The organism is Agromyces sp. GXQ0307, assembly GCF_044769845.1.
GTDB lineage: Bacteria > Actinomycetota > Actinomycetes > Actinomycetales > Microbacteriaceae > Agromyces.
This window is the reverse complement of record NZ_JBIZVY010000004.1, coordinates 464,193-478,999: the sequence shown is the minus strand read 5'-3', so window position 1 is coordinate 478,999 and position 14,807 is coordinate 464,193. Positions and strand designations below refer to the sequence as shown.

Sequence of the window (14,807 nt, the reverse complement as noted above, 5' to 3'; positions counted from 1 at the left end):
TCGTCCAGCGGCTTCGGCCGCGATCAGTCCTCGGTCCAGCCGTGGCGGTCGACGTGGAGGATCCGGTCGGAGCAGCGCCAGGCGTTGGCCATGATCGTGAGCGCCGGATTGATACCCGTCGCCGTGGGGAAGAAACTCGCGTCGAAGACGTAGAGGTTCGGAACCTCATGCGACCGGCACCAGCGATCGACGACGGATGTCGCGGGGTCGTCGCCCATCCGTGCGGTGCCGAGCTCGTGGGAGGTGTTGCCGGTGATCCTCTCCATGTTCACGGGGATCACCTTCCGTGCCCCCGCAGCCTCGAGGATCTCGCCGTTCTTCGCGACCTGCCAGCGCTCGTGCGCGAAGTCGTTGGAGTGCGGCGTGTGCGTGATCCGGGCGACCGGAAGTCCCCACGCGTCCTTGACGTTCGGGTCGAGGTCGACCCGGTTGTTCTCCACGGGCATGTCATGGAGAAGCATCCCGATCTTCATGCTGTGGTTGAAGAACTCCCGGTCCGCGTCCTTCGATGCCTGGCCCCACGTCGGCCGTCCGGGGAAGCTCCAGTTCACCGGGTGCCCGATCATCGAAGGGAAGATCAGCGAGCCGAGGATGTGGCCGCGACTCTCGTCGGTCTCGTAGAAGTCGAACGAGCACAGGCTCATGTAGTGGCCGGCCCAGCCGTAGAGCGGGTCGGTCACCTCTCGGTCGAACAGGCCCACCGAGAACGAGTACTGGTGGAACGTCGCGTTCTTGCCCACCATGCCGTTGCCGTTGCCCAACCCGTCGGGGAAGAGCGCCGACTTCGACATGAGCAGCAGCCGCGGAGTCTCGATGCCGCCGCCGCAGACGATCACGGCCTTCGCATGCTGGACGAACTCGTCGCCGTCCTCGTCCTGATAGCGAACGCCGGTGGCCCGGCCGTCGTTGCCCACGAGGATCTCGCTGACGTACGACTCGGGGCGCAGGTCGTAGCGGCCGGTCGCGACCGCATCCGGGATGAAGCTGATCAGCGTGGACGACTTGCCCGTGCCGGGGTCGGGATACTGCTGCCAGAATCCGTTCTCGCTGAAGGGCTGCCGGCCACGATACGGCTCGGTCACCATCCCCTGGGGCATGGGGAACGTGCTGTGCCCCAGCTTCGCCATCGCGGTCGAGAACGTCCGGCCGATCTGGCTGAGCGGCGACGGCTTGGTCGGGTACCCCCGGCTTCGCCACGCCTCCCACTTGTTGGCGCCGGCGAGGCCGGACGTACCGAACTCCCATTCGACCCGCGTGTAGTACGGCTCGAGCTCGTCGTAGGTGATCGGCCAGTCGACCAGGCTGGCGCCCGGCACGTCACCGTGCAGCGAGCGGAGCTTGAAGTCGCTCTCGGCCATGCGCGGCACCATGCCACCCCAGTGGGTCGTGCCTCCGCCGACGACCTGCGGCGTCGCCGAGAAGTTCGTGACGACCGCCTCCTCCTGATCGTTCGGCCGGTAGGTGCGCGGCTTCAGCTTCGGGTCCTGCCAGATGAAATTCCGGTTCAGGAACTTCAACTCGTCGCCGGACGCGTGTTCGGGCTTGAGCCACGGGCCGCGTTCCAGGCCGACGACCCGAAGGCCCGCCTCTGAGAGGACCTTCGCGGCCGTTGCGCCGCCGGCTCCGGCACCGACGATCACGACGTCGACGGGCTCTGGCTGCTTCTTCCGGTTCATGGGAGTTCCTTTCATCTTCTCGAGGCCCGGTCTCGCGCTCACGCGGCCGAGGCCTCGATGCCGTCGCGTCCGACCTGCGCCAGCGGCAGCAGCTCGGCCCAAAGCTCATCCGGGATGTCGTGTGCGAGGAGCGCGATGGTCTCCTCGATTCGGCTCGGCTGCGACATCCCGACGATCGTCGATGCGATGCGCTGGTCACGGACCGAGAACTGCAGGGCTGCGGCCGCCAGCGGCACGCCATGGCGCTCGCACAGCGCCTCCATCTTGAGGACCCGGTCGATGGTCGCCTGCGCCACCGGCGCATAGCAGTACCGGGGCACGGCGCGCGGGCCCTTGACGAGCATGCCCCCGCCGAAGGGAGCCGCGTTCACGAACGCGACACCGCGACGCGCGGCATCCTCGATGAGCGGCTCGGCCGTCTGTTCGACGAGGGTGTACCGGTTGTGGCTGATGACCGCGTCGAACGCGTCCGTGGCGAGGTACTGCAGCTCGAGGTCGATCGGACCGCCTGCCACGCCGAGGTGTTCGATGACCCCTTGGTCGCGCAGCTCGATCAGCGCCTCGAGCGGACCACCGGGAGCGGTGCCCTCCTCGAAAGAGATCTTCTCCGGGTCGTGCAGGTAAACGAGCTGGAGTCGGTCGAGACCGAGCCGTTCCAAGCTCTCCTCGACCGAGCGGCGGACGCGGTCGCCCGAGAAGTCGGTCGACCCCGGAAGCGGGTCGACCTTCGTGGCCACGACGTACCCGTCGGGGATGCCTCCGCGCTCGGCGATCGCGCGGCCGATGCGCTCCTCGCTCGCCCCGCCGCCGTACTCGTTCGACGTGTCGATGAAGGTGAACGGACTGTCGAAGACCTGTCGGATCGTGGCGACTGCGGTGTCTTCGTCCACCTCGTAGCCATACTGGGCCGGGAAGCTGCCGAGGGCACTCGTGCCGACGCAGACGCCGGAGACGGTCAGGCCGGTGCGGCCGAATGGGCGATCAGACATGGGGTTCCTGCTTTCTGTGTTCTGGTCGTGGCTGCAAGTCAGCGCGAGCGCTTTCGCGGAGGAGGAAGGTCGGCTCGACAGGTGGAACGGGACCGGGCTCCTGCCCTGTCATTCGGAGGAGCAGCTGGTCGACCGCCCGCCGTCCGACCTCAGCGAAGTCGAATCCGATGGTCGTGAGGCCAGGTCGGTAGTAGGCGGACTCGGGAACGCCGTCGAAGCCCACGACGGAAACCTCCCCGGGCACCCGTACGCCCTCGTCGGCGAGCGCCTTCATGACCCCGAGGGCCATCTGGTCGTTCGCGGCGAAGACCGCCGTGACGCGAGGGTCGGCAGCGAGTGCTCGCCCCGCCACGTAACCTGACTCCGTTGTCCAGTCCCCCACGAGCGGTGGAGGCGCGACGAGCCCGCGCTCGGAGAGCTCGCCGGTCCAGCCCGCGATCCGCGCGCTCGTGCCCAGCCAGCCTTGCGGCCCGCTCACGTGGTGGACGGTCCGATGCCCTGTATCGACGAGGTGCGCGGTCGCCATGCGTGCGCCGGCGACCTCGTCGGTCGCGACCCGATCGACAGCAGGTGCGGCTCCCGGGTGGAACACCACGAGGGGAGTATCCGTCTCGACGCCCTCGAGCGCGGTGAGCGCGCCCTCCACCGGGGCCAGCACGATGATTCCATCCACGGACTCGCCGACGAGATGGTCGAGTGCGCGGCTCATGTTCGCCCGATCCGCTTCTACCATGCTCACGATGCTCGTGGCGTATCCAGCCCGTCGGCCTTCGTCGGCGATGCCCGTCAGTGCGGCCGATGGGCCGTACTCCGCTAGTCCGAAACCGACGATGCCGATACTCATGCTGCGGCTCGTCGCCAGCGCCCGCGCGGCCGGGTTGCGACGATAGCGCAACTGCCGGATCGCCTGCTCGACGCGATCTGCCAACTCCGGGTTCACGCTATCTGAGCCGTTGACCACACGGGAGACGGTCTGGTGCGATACTCCGGCGAGGCGGGCGACGTCGATCATCCTGGGCCCACGCCCGGGTCCTGCTTCTCGGCGCACGACTGACCTCCCTCCTGTGCGGGTAGTGGTGATGGGACTGGGATCTGTCGGTGGCGGCTTCGCCACCTTCCTGAGCTACGCAGCTCGCGGTCTCCGGCGCCCGAAATGTCTCGAGAAGAACGAGGAGATGCGGTGCACGCCGCCGGCGCTGGAGAGGAAGACGGCGATCACGATCACCGCGCCCTTGATCACGAGCTGGGGCTCGGACGAGATGCCGACGAGGTTCATGATGTTGATGATCGTTGCGAGCACGAACACGCCGACCACCGCGCTGAGCGGGTCGCCCTTGCCGCCCATGAGCGACGCGCCGCCGACGACGACGGCCGCGATGGCATCGAGCTCGTAGCCGACGCCGATCAGCGAGCTGCCCTGGCGCAGCTGCGCCGCGGCGATGAGGCCGGCGAGCCCGGCGAGGAACCCGGACATCGTGTAGACGATGAGCAGGTTGCGCGCGACCGGGAGGCCGGACAGACGCGCCGCTTCGGGGTTGCCGCCGATGGCGTAGAGGGAACGGCCGAAGGTCGTGAACTTCGCCACGAACGCGGCGATGAGCGCGACGACGATGAAGATGAGCACCGGATTCCGGACGCCGAGGACCGTGCCCGCCGAGAACCACTCGATGAACTGCTGGTCGAGGATCTGGATGAGGCTCGTCGACTGGATGATGTAGCTGAACCCCTTGACCGCGCTCATCATCGCAAGCGTCGCGATGAAGGGCGGGATGCGAAGCCACACCACCAGCAGGCCGTTGATGAGCCCGGCGATCGCGCATGCGGTGAGCGTGAACGCGACCGACAGGCCGGCCGACATGCCCGATTGCAGGGTGAGCGCCACGATGACCGTCGACATCGCGAGGATCGAACCCACTGACAGGTCGATGCCGCCGGTGAGGATGACGAAGAACTGGCCGACAGCGAGCACGGCGACGATGGATGCCGCCGCGATGACGTTCTCGGCGTTGCGGATGGTGAGGAAGTCGGCCGAGGCGTAGTAGCCGACGACGATGATCGCGAGGAGCACCAGGAGGAGGTAGCTCTTCGGCAGGGCGCGGCGGAGTGCGTCGCCGATCCGGCTCCGGGTCGAGCTCGCGGTCGCCGACTTCGGGCCGCCGCTCTGCTCGGGCGGGGTCTTGAGGATGGTGTTGGACATGATGTTCTCCTGTGGTGGAAGCCCGGTCGCCTAGGTCGGCGCGTCTCAGGCGAATCGTTCGAGGATGGCGTGACCGTGCGGGTCGATCTCGTCGTGCGTCAGTTCGGCGACGACCTTCCCGCGGGCCATGACGAGCACGCGGTCGCACATCATCGCCTCGGTGATCTCCGAGCTCGCGACCACGACGGTTCCGCCTTGGCGGGCGAACTCGCGGAGGAGCTCGTACATGTCCTCCTTGGCGCCGACGTCGACGCCGCGCGTCGGCTCGTCGCACACGAGGATCCGCGCATCCCGTACGAGCCAGCGGGCGAGGATCGCCTTCTGCTGCGTGCCGCCGCTCAGCGTGCGCAGGGGCTGGTTCACGCCGGAGACCCGCATGCCCAGTCTGTCGACCATGTCGGAAGCGACACGCCGCTCGCGGTTGGAGTCGATGACGCTGAGTCGGCTGAACATCGGGAGGCTTGCGAGCGTGATGTTCGCGGCGACGCCCATCTCGGGCACGAATCCCGCGGCCTTGCGGTCCTGCGGGAGCAGACCGATGCCGCGGCGGATGGCGTCGCGGGGGGCGGTGAAGTCGACGCGTCGGCCGTCGATGCTCATCTCGCCGGAGGTGTGCCGGCGGGCCCCGGCGAGGAGGCTGGCGAGCTCCGACTGACCGCTGCCGATGAGGCCCGACAGGCCGAGCACCTCGCCTTCGCGAAGCTCGAACGAGACGTCGTCGACGCTGCCCTCCTCGTCGGAGACGTGATCGACGGTGAGGATGACGCGGTCCTTCGCGCCAGGGCCGAGGCGTGGCGACCGCTCGCCGCGCAGCGCGGCATCGGCGATCGAGCCCTCGAGGCTCTTGCCGACCATCGCGGTGACGACGTCGGCGGGACGAGAGGACGAAGTCGCGAGATCTGCGGCGTTGACGCCGTCCCGCAAGACGGTGACCGCATCGCAGAGCGAGTAGACCTCGTCCATGCGGTGCGAGATGTACATGAGCGTGACACCCTGTTCCGCCAGTGAGCGGAGCACGGTGAAGAGTCGGTCGACGTCAGGCTGCGGCAGCGTCGAAGTCGGTTCGTCGAGGAGCAGCACTCGGGCGTCCTTGTGCAACGCCTTCGCGAGCTCGACCGCCTGCTGCTCCGCGGTCGAGAAGCTTCCCACCGGCCGCCGGACATCAAGGTCGAACCCGACCCGGTCGAGCGCGTCGCGCGCCTCCGTCTGCATCCGGCGCCAGTCCACCGCGGTGCCGCCGCGTCGGGGTAGCCGCCCGAGGAAGATGTTCTCGGCCACCGACAACGACGGGACGAGCGAGAGCTCCTGGTAGATCGTGTGGATCCCGGCGTGCTGGGCATCGAGCGGCTCCCGGAACCGCTGCACCTCGCCGCCGAGCCGGATCGTGCCGGCATCCGGCGTTTCGGCGCCGGAGAGGATCTTGACGAGGGTCGACTTGCCAGCGCCGTTCTGTCCGGCGAGGGCGTGGATCGAGCCGCGGCGAACGTCGAAGCTGACGCCCTTCAGGGCGTGCACTCCGGGGTAGGACTTCGTGATGCCCTCGAGCTGCAGCTCTGGCATCCGCTCGTCGCTGCCGGCGGCAGCCACGGCCCCCGCCGGGGTTTGCTGGTTCGCGAGCATCGGTGCTCCTTCGTTTGGTGAGGGGTGTGGGCCGGCTCCGGAGCTGCCGGAGCCGGCCCGCCGGTTCAGTCCTGTGCGCGGACGTAGGTGTCTTCGGCCACGTAGTACTCGGCCGCGTTCTCGGGAGTCACGACCGTCGTCTCGATGAACAGCGTCTTGTCGGGGCACTGCGACTGATCGTCGTTGAAGGCGGCCAAGGCCATCCGGACCGCGGTTGCGCCCTGGTCCCACGGCTGGTTGGACGCCGTCGCCTGGAGCGGACCGTCAGGATCGTCCAACATCTGCTTGACCGAGACCATGCCGCCGTCGTAGCTGGAGAGGATGACGCCGTCGCCCCAGACGCCGGCCTGCTGGAGGCCCTGCACGACGCCGCCGTTCATGACATCGCTCATGCTGTACACGACCTTGAGGTCGGGATTGGCCGTCGCGACATCGCGAATGGGGGCGAGCGCCTTGTCGGGCTTCCATTCGCCGTACTTGGTGTCGAGCTTCACCGTGGATACGCCGGGGTGATCGGCCATCACGCCGTCCCAGCCCTCCATGAAGCCGTTGAATCGAAGATCGCTGAGCACGTCGCCCGGGAAGCCGCCGATGCCGACGACCTTCACCTCACCTGCGTCGCCGAACTTCTCGAGCGCCTTCGTCGCCGCGACCTCCCCGGCGAGTGACCCGGTGTACTCCTGGTCCTCGGCGACGTAGCAGAACATGTCGGGCACGAGGCTCTCGTCGAGGTTCGAGTTCACGGTGACCAGCGGAATGCCCGCATCCTTCAGCGCCGCGACGGACGGCGCGACGCCGATCGGGTCGTTCGCGTTCATGATGACCACGTCGACGCCCTTCGTGATGAGCGTCTGCACGTCGGCGTTCTGTCGCACCGTGTCGCCGTTCGCGTCGAGCAACTCGATCCGTGCGCCGATCTCCTCGGCCTCGGCCTGGCCTCCCTCGACGAGGGTCTTCCACCAGTCGCTGCCGCTGATGCCGCGCTGGCTCCAGCCGATAACCAGGCCTTCACCGGAAGCTTTGTCCTCAGCGCTTGCCGCGTCGCCGCCGGGGCGGCAGCCGGCAAGGGCTAGGGCAGCGACTGCGAGAGCGGCCGCGGCCGCAATCCGACGTCGCCGCCGGTCGAACCGTGCTGTGGGATTCGCCATTTCGAACACTCCTTCGTGCCTGTCCTGGACGGCCTTCGACGGCCGTGCGTAGTGCGACGGTAACGCAGAGTTAGCGCACTATCAAGTGCTGGAACCTATCGTTCTCAGGGTTTCGTCCAATTCGGACGTCATTCCCAACGGATTCTATTCGCCTTAGAATGGCTGATCAGACTGATTTTTGTGCCACTCTGGCATGACACACGTGCCGTGAGAATCAAGTAGTGACGACCGCGCGGGATCAAGATAGAGTGACCGCTAACTCCACGCTGCGGTGTGATGCTCCGGCCGCGCGGTTGCATACGACGGCCAGCGCGGGAGGGCGAGCGATGAGCTCGGCGTGGACAGAGAGGACGACGAATGGAACGGCAATCGCTGGGGCATCTCCGCAGGGACGCCGACTGGCCGGGCGCTTCCGGCCGCTGGGAGGTGCGTGCCTGGGCGGCTGTTACCTTCATCACGTCGGGGGCGCGATGATACGCCCCGGTACGTGTTCTCACCGGGGCGGACCGCAGATCGAGGTCGCCATCGCTCGCACGCGGGCCGACGTCGCCCGCCTGCACGGCGAGCTCACCCGCTACGGGCTCGTCGTGTGGACCGGCGGCAACGTCTCGGGCCGGGTGCCCGGCGCGGACCTCTTCGTCATCAAGCCGTCGGGCGTGAGCTACGACGACCTGGCGCCCGAGAACATGATCGTCTGCGACCTCGACGGCAACGTCATCCCCGGCACGCCGGGCGCCGACCGCACCCCGTCGAGCGACACGGCCGCGCACGCCTACGTGTACCGGAACATGCCCGAGGTCGGCGGCGTCGTGCACACGCACTCGACCTACGCGGTCGCCTGGGCGGCGCGCGGCGAGGAGATCCCGTGCGTGATCACCGCCATGGCCGACGAGTTCGGCGGACCGATCCCGATCGGCCCGTTCGCGATCATCGGGGACGACTCGATCGGCAAGGGCATCGTCGAGACGCTCCGCGGCCACCGGTCGCGCGCCGTGCTCATGCAGAACCACGGCCCGTTCACGATCGGCGCCAACGCCAAGGACGCGGTCAAGGCCGCCGTCATGGTCGAGGACGTCGCCCGCACCGTGCACCTCGCCCGCGAGGCCGGGCCACTGATCCCCATCCCGCAGGAGTCGATCGACCGGCTGTACGACCGGTACCAGAACGTCTACGGCCAGGCCTCCGACGCGCGTCGGACCGGTCAAGCCGGGCAGGCGGCATCCGTCGACACTGCCGTGGGCAGGGGTGCTCGTCACGGTTAACTCACGGTTTAGCCGAGTTCACCGGAACTCACTGCGTTTCACATTCCGCGGGATTCCACGGCTCGTGAGCCGGGGTGGAGGACAGTGAACCGGCACTTAGGAACTTCTGCTTCCCAAGCAGACAGCGCGGGTTCGATTCCCGTCATCGGCTCTTTGTGAAAATCTCCTGATCACGTGGTGTTTCTGTCGGTCAATCGACGCTCGTCGATTCGATTTGTTTTCGTCGCGTCACGGTTTACTCACGGTTAATGATTCAACTTGTTTTCGTGAGCGGACCCGGCTCAACTCTGCGGGAGCGCCTCTCCCACTGAGAGATGAAGCCGCAGCAGTGTGCCCTGGCCGAGGCCGGGGCCTCACCGCGAACGGGCGACGATGAGCCTCCGATGAACCCGGGGCGCAACAGCCGTTTCGCTGGTGGTGCCGTTGAAGGTCAGCCGATCGACGATCGCGGCGCAAGGCGCGGGTCGGTGAAGGTCTCGTCCGCCGCTGCAGGATTCGTTGGATGCGATCGCGACACGACTCTGCCGGTTCCAGAAACATGCCGCGGCTGCTGCACCTGGTTCCCCGTCAGGTGCAGCAGCCGCTGAAACGCATGCGCGCCAGGGATTCACTCGGCGTACGAGCGTTCAGCGCCCGCTACACCTCAACGTCGCGTCGGAAGGCCGAGAGCGCAGCTGCGTACCGTCCCGGTTCCTGGCGAGTTTCTTCGGTGACGAGCATCGCCGATTTCTCGAGCACACGCGTGTAGTCGCCTTCGCAGGGAATCGTGACTACTTTCGTCAAGCCGGCCTCCCATGCGGGCACTAGCGCGTCGAGCGCAAGACGCTCGGGCGTGGCGTCGACGGGAACCGCATTGCTCTTTCCCAATTCGTCGTAGAACGTCTGCTGCCACGCCGAGAACGACTCATCAAACGCTGCAACGCCAAATCGCTCACGCCAATTGGGCCCAGCCAACTCGCTGAGGATCTCGGCTCGCTCCGGTGAGCCATCCGCCGTCGTGTGGAGCCTTCGAAGCTCGCGTGGGTCCGCGCCGTGGGCGGTGAAGCGAAGGCACTCCTCCCAGATTCCTGGCCAGGCCTCCTCCCACACCGGCGCCTGTTCGGCCCGTCCAAGGAAGATCGGAGGGTTGGTCAGTGGTGGCGGGTTATCCCCCCTTGGGTGCAACCCCCATGCCTCGCGCACCCAGAGCAACTCAAGAAGCGAGTTGGCGCCGCTTTCCACCGAGATCGCCATTCCCGCCGGCCATGGGTTGTTCCGAGTCTCATCGAATGAGCGCATCGTCTCAGGTCCTTTCAAGCCAGTGCCATCGAGAAGCTGGGCAGGCAGCGGGGTCAATCAGCTGCCGTTCCTGGCCCCGCTGCCCACGCACTACGTTCTAGCCTTGCCTCATCCGAAATTGAAGCTCGGTCCACCCGAGTAGCAGGTGGCCCCGTCGACAAGCTTCACCATGGCGACCGGGCTGAAGCCGGGAACAATTGCATACCCGGGTCCGATCGCAGTGGTGGAGTCGGACTTGCTCCACACGGCGGGACCTGCGCCCTGAGCGTAGTTCTTCTCTCCGGTCGTGATGAACCCGTAGGCAGTCACGCGCCACTGATGCAACTGGACTGGGAGCCTCACTGAGTACCCGGTGGTGAAGCTCACGCGATCGTTCGCGCCCTTGCTCCCATTCAGCCACGCCTGACCACAGTCGCCCACGACTGTGTCGAACGTCGTGAAGTCCGCTGAATCCGCGGCAGCTTCGCGGACAAGAGCTTTGGCTTCGTCGGTCACGGGGACCGAGCGAGTTACTCCCGACTCGTCGGTGACGATCTCGAAGCCGTTGGCCTCCGCGATCGCCGCGTCGTAGCCGGCGATGGACATCGGCATGTTCTCGTTGATTATCGTGGGCGCTTCGTCTGGTGAATCCGCGAGCGCCGCTTGCGGCGCAAGAGCAATAGCGAGGGTCAGTGCCGCCGCGCCCGAGATAGATAAGGCTCGACGCGCAATCTTGCTGGTCATTGAATCTCCTTTGATGAGCCCAATCTGGGTCTCAAGAGGAGATGTCCGACACACCCCGAGTGGTTCCACACTCGTCCAGCTCACGAAGGGTCGTGGTCCGGGGTCCCCCGATTAAGTTGAGTCCCGCATAGTGGTGTAGCGCGATGATCGAGCTCGTTGCTACAGACGTGAGCGCGGTGACCGTGTGATCTGTGAGTGTTGATCTCGGGCGGTTCGGTGCGAATCGCCGCCATGATCGATGTCGACGCGTTCGCTTGACTCCCGTGTGATCTGGCCGCTCCCGCGTGCGCGCTGAGATAGCCCCGCGGGAGCGGCCAGAGCAGCGCCTACGCGGACCTCTCCGAGGGTTCGCGGCGCGACCATATTGCAGTCGCGATGACAGCGCCGACGACGATCGCCACAGCTGCACTATGACCGCCGTGGCGAAGAAGAGTCGTTGGAGCCGGACTGACGCTGCCGACTGCCGACGAATCAAGCCCGAACGCGAACGCCACAACAAACAGAGTCGCCAAGCTACCCGCGGTCGACCACGCCAGAACCCGGTCCGCTCGCCGAACGAACAACGCAACACCCGCTCCGGCAACGACTGCAAGCGCAATCGCAACCGTCGCGGCGTCCACCGTCGCCCAGAGGGAGATAATGCTGACGATTCCGAAGGTGACGGCACCGATCGCTATGCCTACGACTATTCGGCCGATAGTCACAGCCATGGTTCCATCCTTCACTCCTTGAACTGTTCGCGCGGTCATGTCGCTCGATCTAGTGTCCGCACGAGAGCGAGGTCGACGCGGAGTAGGTGACACTGCCGTTGTTGTACAGTCCGCCGGAACGCCAGCTCGTTGAATTGCTGTTCTGGCAAGTGTAGGAGACAGTAAGGACGACGTTGACGCCCGGGTTTACCGTCGTTGCCTTGCGGTTGTACTCGGTCCACCAGATGGTGTAGGAATCCAGCAGCGCCGTGCCGGTCTTGCTCCCTACACATCCGGAACTGCGCTGGAACTGGACATGCGCCACTGCCTTCCCGGATGACTTGTACGGGTTGTTCGCCGTCACTGACTCGGTGCAGCTTGCGGTAATCCCGTAGTAGGTCGTGACCCCGTCCACGCCGGCCACAGTGATCTCCTTGCCGGGGGCCGGCACCAGTGCCGGTTCCTCGTACGGCATGTACTGCGTCGTCACCTCAGGCGCCGGCGTCGGACCTGACCCGTCTCCTGGATCAGCCGCGAACGCGGGACCCGCCATCAACGAAGCGATTAGGCCGACCACTGCGCCTACGAATGTGATCGAAGTGGTGCGTCGCCGCACCTTCGCTTCTCGCACGGCGACGGGGGCGGGGACCTGCCGACTTCCTATCATCTCTGAGTCACTCCAATCGTGGCGAAAGGGCTCGCCTACGTATGGATGTCCGGCATCCGCCATTCGGTTCCATCGCAACGCAGATCGGGATGCTCGGCGGCCCTACCTTGGCTCGCTCGCGGGAATCCCCACTCGAACATGGAACCCGATGAGACCACCCGGACATCTCTCCGTGGACGCAGTAACAACACGAAGGAGCTTTCGATGCCAACGATCATGACCGCGGTTCTGGCTGCCGCACTAGCGCTTGGCGGCGGCGTAAGCGATGACGCTGAAAGTCATTGCGGCGCGTTGGCCGCTCCTGTCGGATCGAGCGACGTGCATGGCGAACTCGTCTGCTTCGATTCCATGGACGCTCTCGATGCGTACATGCAGGGCTCCTTGAGTCGTTCCGGAATCGAAGCAGCTGCGGCTGTCGCTCTCGGGACGCTGTATGAACACAGCGGGTATGGCGGGTCGAGCTTCACTCTCTATGGTTCCGGAGGCTGCTCGGGAACGAGCTACGGTTTCGCCTCGCTGGGCGGTGGGTGGGATTCTCGAGTCAGTTCAGCCCGTGGCTACAACGGGTGCTCGTTGGCTCTGTATACGGCAGTGAGCTACGGCGGAACCATGTGGGACTGCGGGTCCGCATGCAGCTCCCTCCCCGGGCTTCTGAACGATCAGGTGCGCTCCGTGATTGCTCGTTAGCTCAGTCGCGAAGAGGTGCCATTCCGAGACGGTTGCAGATGGTGGATTCGTTCGCGGGGACCACTGCCGCGGCACCGTCTGGCATGACGCAGACCACGAAGTGCTCCGGCACTTGGCCGGGAGGATTGCTCTCCGCGAGCGGGTCGTATCCCGGCTCGTGGAATCCGTCGAGCCACATCTGGGTGCAGAGAGCGATCGAGTCTTCGACGCGCCCTTGCCCGTCGTCTGAGGCAAGGGTGCCGCCGACCGCCCCAGGGAAGCCACCGTCAGGCCCTCTCACGTCGGACTTCAAGCAGAAGACGTACTGAGCGTTTGAAGCTCGCTGAGCCTCTAGGACGATTGCACCTGCGGCCGCCCCACTCCCGGCGACAACGAGGGCAACTCCGCCGGCGATCCACCAGTTTCGTCGCTTCCGGGCCTCACGGCGTTCGGGCTGGTCGCGGATTTCTCTCAGCAGCATTGCTCGGATCGCTGCGTCTCGCCTCGGATCCATTTCGGGGAGGTCGGTCTGTTCAGTCATGAGCTCACCCCGTCCAAGCTTGGCGCGTACTCGCGGAGGTCGGCCTGCAGACGTTGTCGAATTCGCGAGAGTCTTGATTTCACGGTCCCGACTGGAAGATTGAGCGCACTTGCAGCTGCGGCCATCGACAAGTTCTCGACGAGGCAGAGCTCAAAGACCTGACGGTCGCGGCTATTGAGCTTCCCGACTGAGGCGAGGAGCGCGGGCGTTGCGCTCTGGGCGTGCAACCGGTCGATGAGTCGGCGTGTGGGGTCCGGGACCGCGTCCACGGGTGACACCTTCGCGAGAAGACGTCGGTACCTGCGTGCCGAGCGCTGCTGGCTCAGCGTGACGTTCACCACAACCGCTAGGAGCCACGGGCGAAGCGATCCATCGACGAAACGCACGTCTTCTCGTTTCCGCCACGCTTCAAGAAACACGATGGCCACGACATCCTCCGCGTCACCTGCGCTCGCGAGCCGCGCAAGCGCAGCTCGGTAGATGACGTGCTTGTAGCGGTCGTAGAGGACCCCGAACGAGGCTTCGGTCCCCGCGACGGCTTCGAGCCAGAGTGAGGAATCGGATGGGATCTCTTGGCTCATACCTAGGCAATGAAAGCATGATCTTGCCGGTTTCCCGAAACCTGGACGCGGCTGCTGCACGTGGTTCCCCCTCACGTGCAGCAGCCACTCAGCTCAGGTTCGCCAGGCGTAGCCCGCGCCGGTCACCCCGGAGACGGACAAGCCCTTCACCTTGGTGTAGGCGAACGAGTTCCCCCAGGGGACGAGCGCGGTACCCCCGTCGTAGCTGCACCCCATCCCGTACCAAGTGAGCGAGGGGTTCCAACCGCGTGCTTGCATGCAGATGAGCACATCGGATCGGTTGTCCCACGAGTACTCACGCTTGTAGCCCGTGTACCCCGCTACGGCGCACCCGTCGACGCTCTCCCAGTAGATTCCGGGCCCAGCGACGCCGTTGAGCCACACGCCGCAGGCGGCCAGGATGCCGTCCTCGGCTTGGCTGAGTCGTCCCGACTCCGCGTCGGCAACACGCACGCCGGTCTCCTCGACGATCTGGGCTGCCTCGATCGGCAGTGATTCGAGCCTTCCGTCCGGGCGGTCGGTGAAGAGTGACCCTTCGCCTGCCTCGATCGAGACGACCACGTCGCCCTAATCGGTAGCGACGATCAGTTCGCCTTCGTACGTTGCCGGATCGAGTTGCCCTTCCTCGTTCACACTGGCATTCACGGTGGCCGGGGTAGCGGCCACAGGGTCGGCATTCGCAGGGGCCGCCACCCCGAGCCCGACCGCGACGGTGATCCCGGCGACCAGAGCGAGCCTTACGGCTCGCGAAATGGGTTGTAGCATTCTCA

At 66.0% G+C, this 14,807-nt stretch carries 14 protein-coding genes; 1 reads left to right on the top strand and 13 read right to left on the bottom strand.

The genetic code is table 11. From position 1 onward, the window contains the following. Window positions 1-23 precede the first annotated feature (23 nt). From ACIQH8_RS16705 to ACIQH8_RS16680, 6 genes are all read right to left on the bottom strand, one after another. Window positions 24-1,676, bottom strand: a complete 1,653-nt coding sequence (locus tag ACIQH8_RS16705) for a GMC family oxidoreductase (protein WP_401000707.1) — start codon at window positions 1,674-1,676, stop codon at window positions 24-26. Window positions 1,677-1,714: 38 nt separating this feature from the next. After that, window positions 1,715-2,665: an aldo/keto reductase gene (locus tag ACIQH8_RS16700; protein WP_401000705.1), complete on the bottom strand. Its 951-nt coding sequence runs from the start codon at window positions 2,663-2,665 to the stop codon at window positions 1,715-1,717. Beyond that, window positions 2,658-3,677, bottom strand: a complete 1,020-nt coding sequence (locus ACIQH8_RS16695) for a LacI family DNA-binding transcriptional regulator (protein WP_401000703.1) — start codon at window positions 3,675-3,677, stop codon at window positions 2,658-2,660. The genes ACIQH8_RS16700 and ACIQH8_RS16695 overlap by 8 nt, the downstream gene beginning before the upstream one ends. A 111-nt stretch (window positions 3,678-3,788) precedes the next feature. Further along, complete coding sequence (locus tag ACIQH8_RS16690) at window positions 3,789-4,862, bottom strand: ABC transporter permease (RefSeq protein WP_401000701.1); 1,074 nt, start codon at window positions 4,860-4,862, stop codon at window positions 3,789-3,791. A 45-nt stretch (window positions 4,863-4,907) separates the two neighbouring features. Next, a complete protein-coding gene (locus ACIQH8_RS16685; protein ID WP_401000699.1) occupies window positions 4,908-6,482 on the bottom strand; it encodes a sugar ABC transporter ATP-binding protein in 1,575 nt (524 codons plus the stop codon). Between the two features lie 65 nt (window positions 6,483-6,547). After that, a complete protein-coding gene (locus tag ACIQH8_RS16680) occupies window positions 6,548-7,630 on the bottom strand; it encodes a sugar ABC transporter substrate-binding protein (RefSeq protein ID WP_401000697.1) in 1,083 nt (360 codons plus the stop codon). 470 nt (window positions 7,631-8,100) lie between these two features. Here ACIQH8_RS16680 and ACIQH8_RS16675 point away from each other — a divergent pair, with 470 nt between their 5' ends. Further along, window positions 8,101-8,892 (top strand): L-ribulose-5-phosphate 4-epimerase, encoded by a 792-nt coding sequence (locus tag ACIQH8_RS16675; protein ID WP_401000695.1) that lies wholly within the window; start codon window positions 8,101-8,103, stop codon window positions 8,890-8,892. A gap of 636 nt (window positions 8,893-9,528) precedes the next feature. On the opposite strand, the gene ACIQH8_RS16670 is transcribed toward ACIQH8_RS16675, so the two are convergent. The 7 genes from ACIQH8_RS16670 to ACIQH8_RS16640 form a co-directional block, all read right to left on the bottom strand. Continuing rightward, entirely contained in the window at window positions 9,529-10,125 is a 597-nt protein-coding gene (locus ACIQH8_RS16670; RefSeq protein ID WP_401000693.1) for a hypothetical protein, read from the bottom strand. A gap of 153 nt (window positions 10,126-10,278) precedes the next feature. Beyond that, window positions 10,279-10,893, bottom strand: coding sequence for a hypothetical protein (locus ACIQH8_RS16665; RefSeq protein WP_401000691.1), 615 nt, complete (start codon window positions 10,891-10,893; stop codon window positions 10,279-10,281). 326 nt (window positions 10,894-11,219) lie between these two features. Then, the gene (locus tag ACIQH8_RS16660; protein WP_401000689.1) at window positions 11,220-11,603 is read right to left on the bottom strand and encodes a hypothetical protein; all 384 of its coding nucleotides are present in this window, start codon (window positions 11,601-11,603) and stop codon (window positions 11,220-11,222) included. 49 nt (window positions 11,604-11,652) lie between these two features. Further along, a complete protein-coding gene (locus ACIQH8_RS16655) occupies window positions 11,653-12,072 on the bottom strand; it encodes a hypothetical protein (protein WP_401000687.1) in 420 nt (139 codons plus the stop codon). Window positions 12,073-12,937: 865 nt separating this feature from the next. Continuing rightward, entirely contained in the window at window positions 12,938-13,456 is a 519-nt protein-coding gene (locus ACIQH8_RS16650; RefSeq protein WP_401000685.1) for a hypothetical protein, read from the bottom strand. Further along, complete coding sequence (locus ACIQH8_RS16645; protein WP_401000683.1) at window positions 13,453-14,037, bottom strand: RNA polymerase sigma factor; 585 nt, start codon at window positions 14,035-14,037, stop codon at window positions 13,453-13,455. Before ACIQH8_RS16645 ends, ACIQH8_RS16650 begins: the two co-directional genes overlap by 4 nt. A gap of 93 nt (window positions 14,038-14,130) precedes the next feature. After that, complete coding sequence (locus ACIQH8_RS16640) at window positions 14,131-14,598, bottom strand: hypothetical protein (RefSeq protein WP_401000681.1); 468 nt, start codon at window positions 14,596-14,598, stop codon at window positions 14,131-14,133. Between the last annotated feature and the right edge of the window lie 209 nt (window positions 14,599-14,807).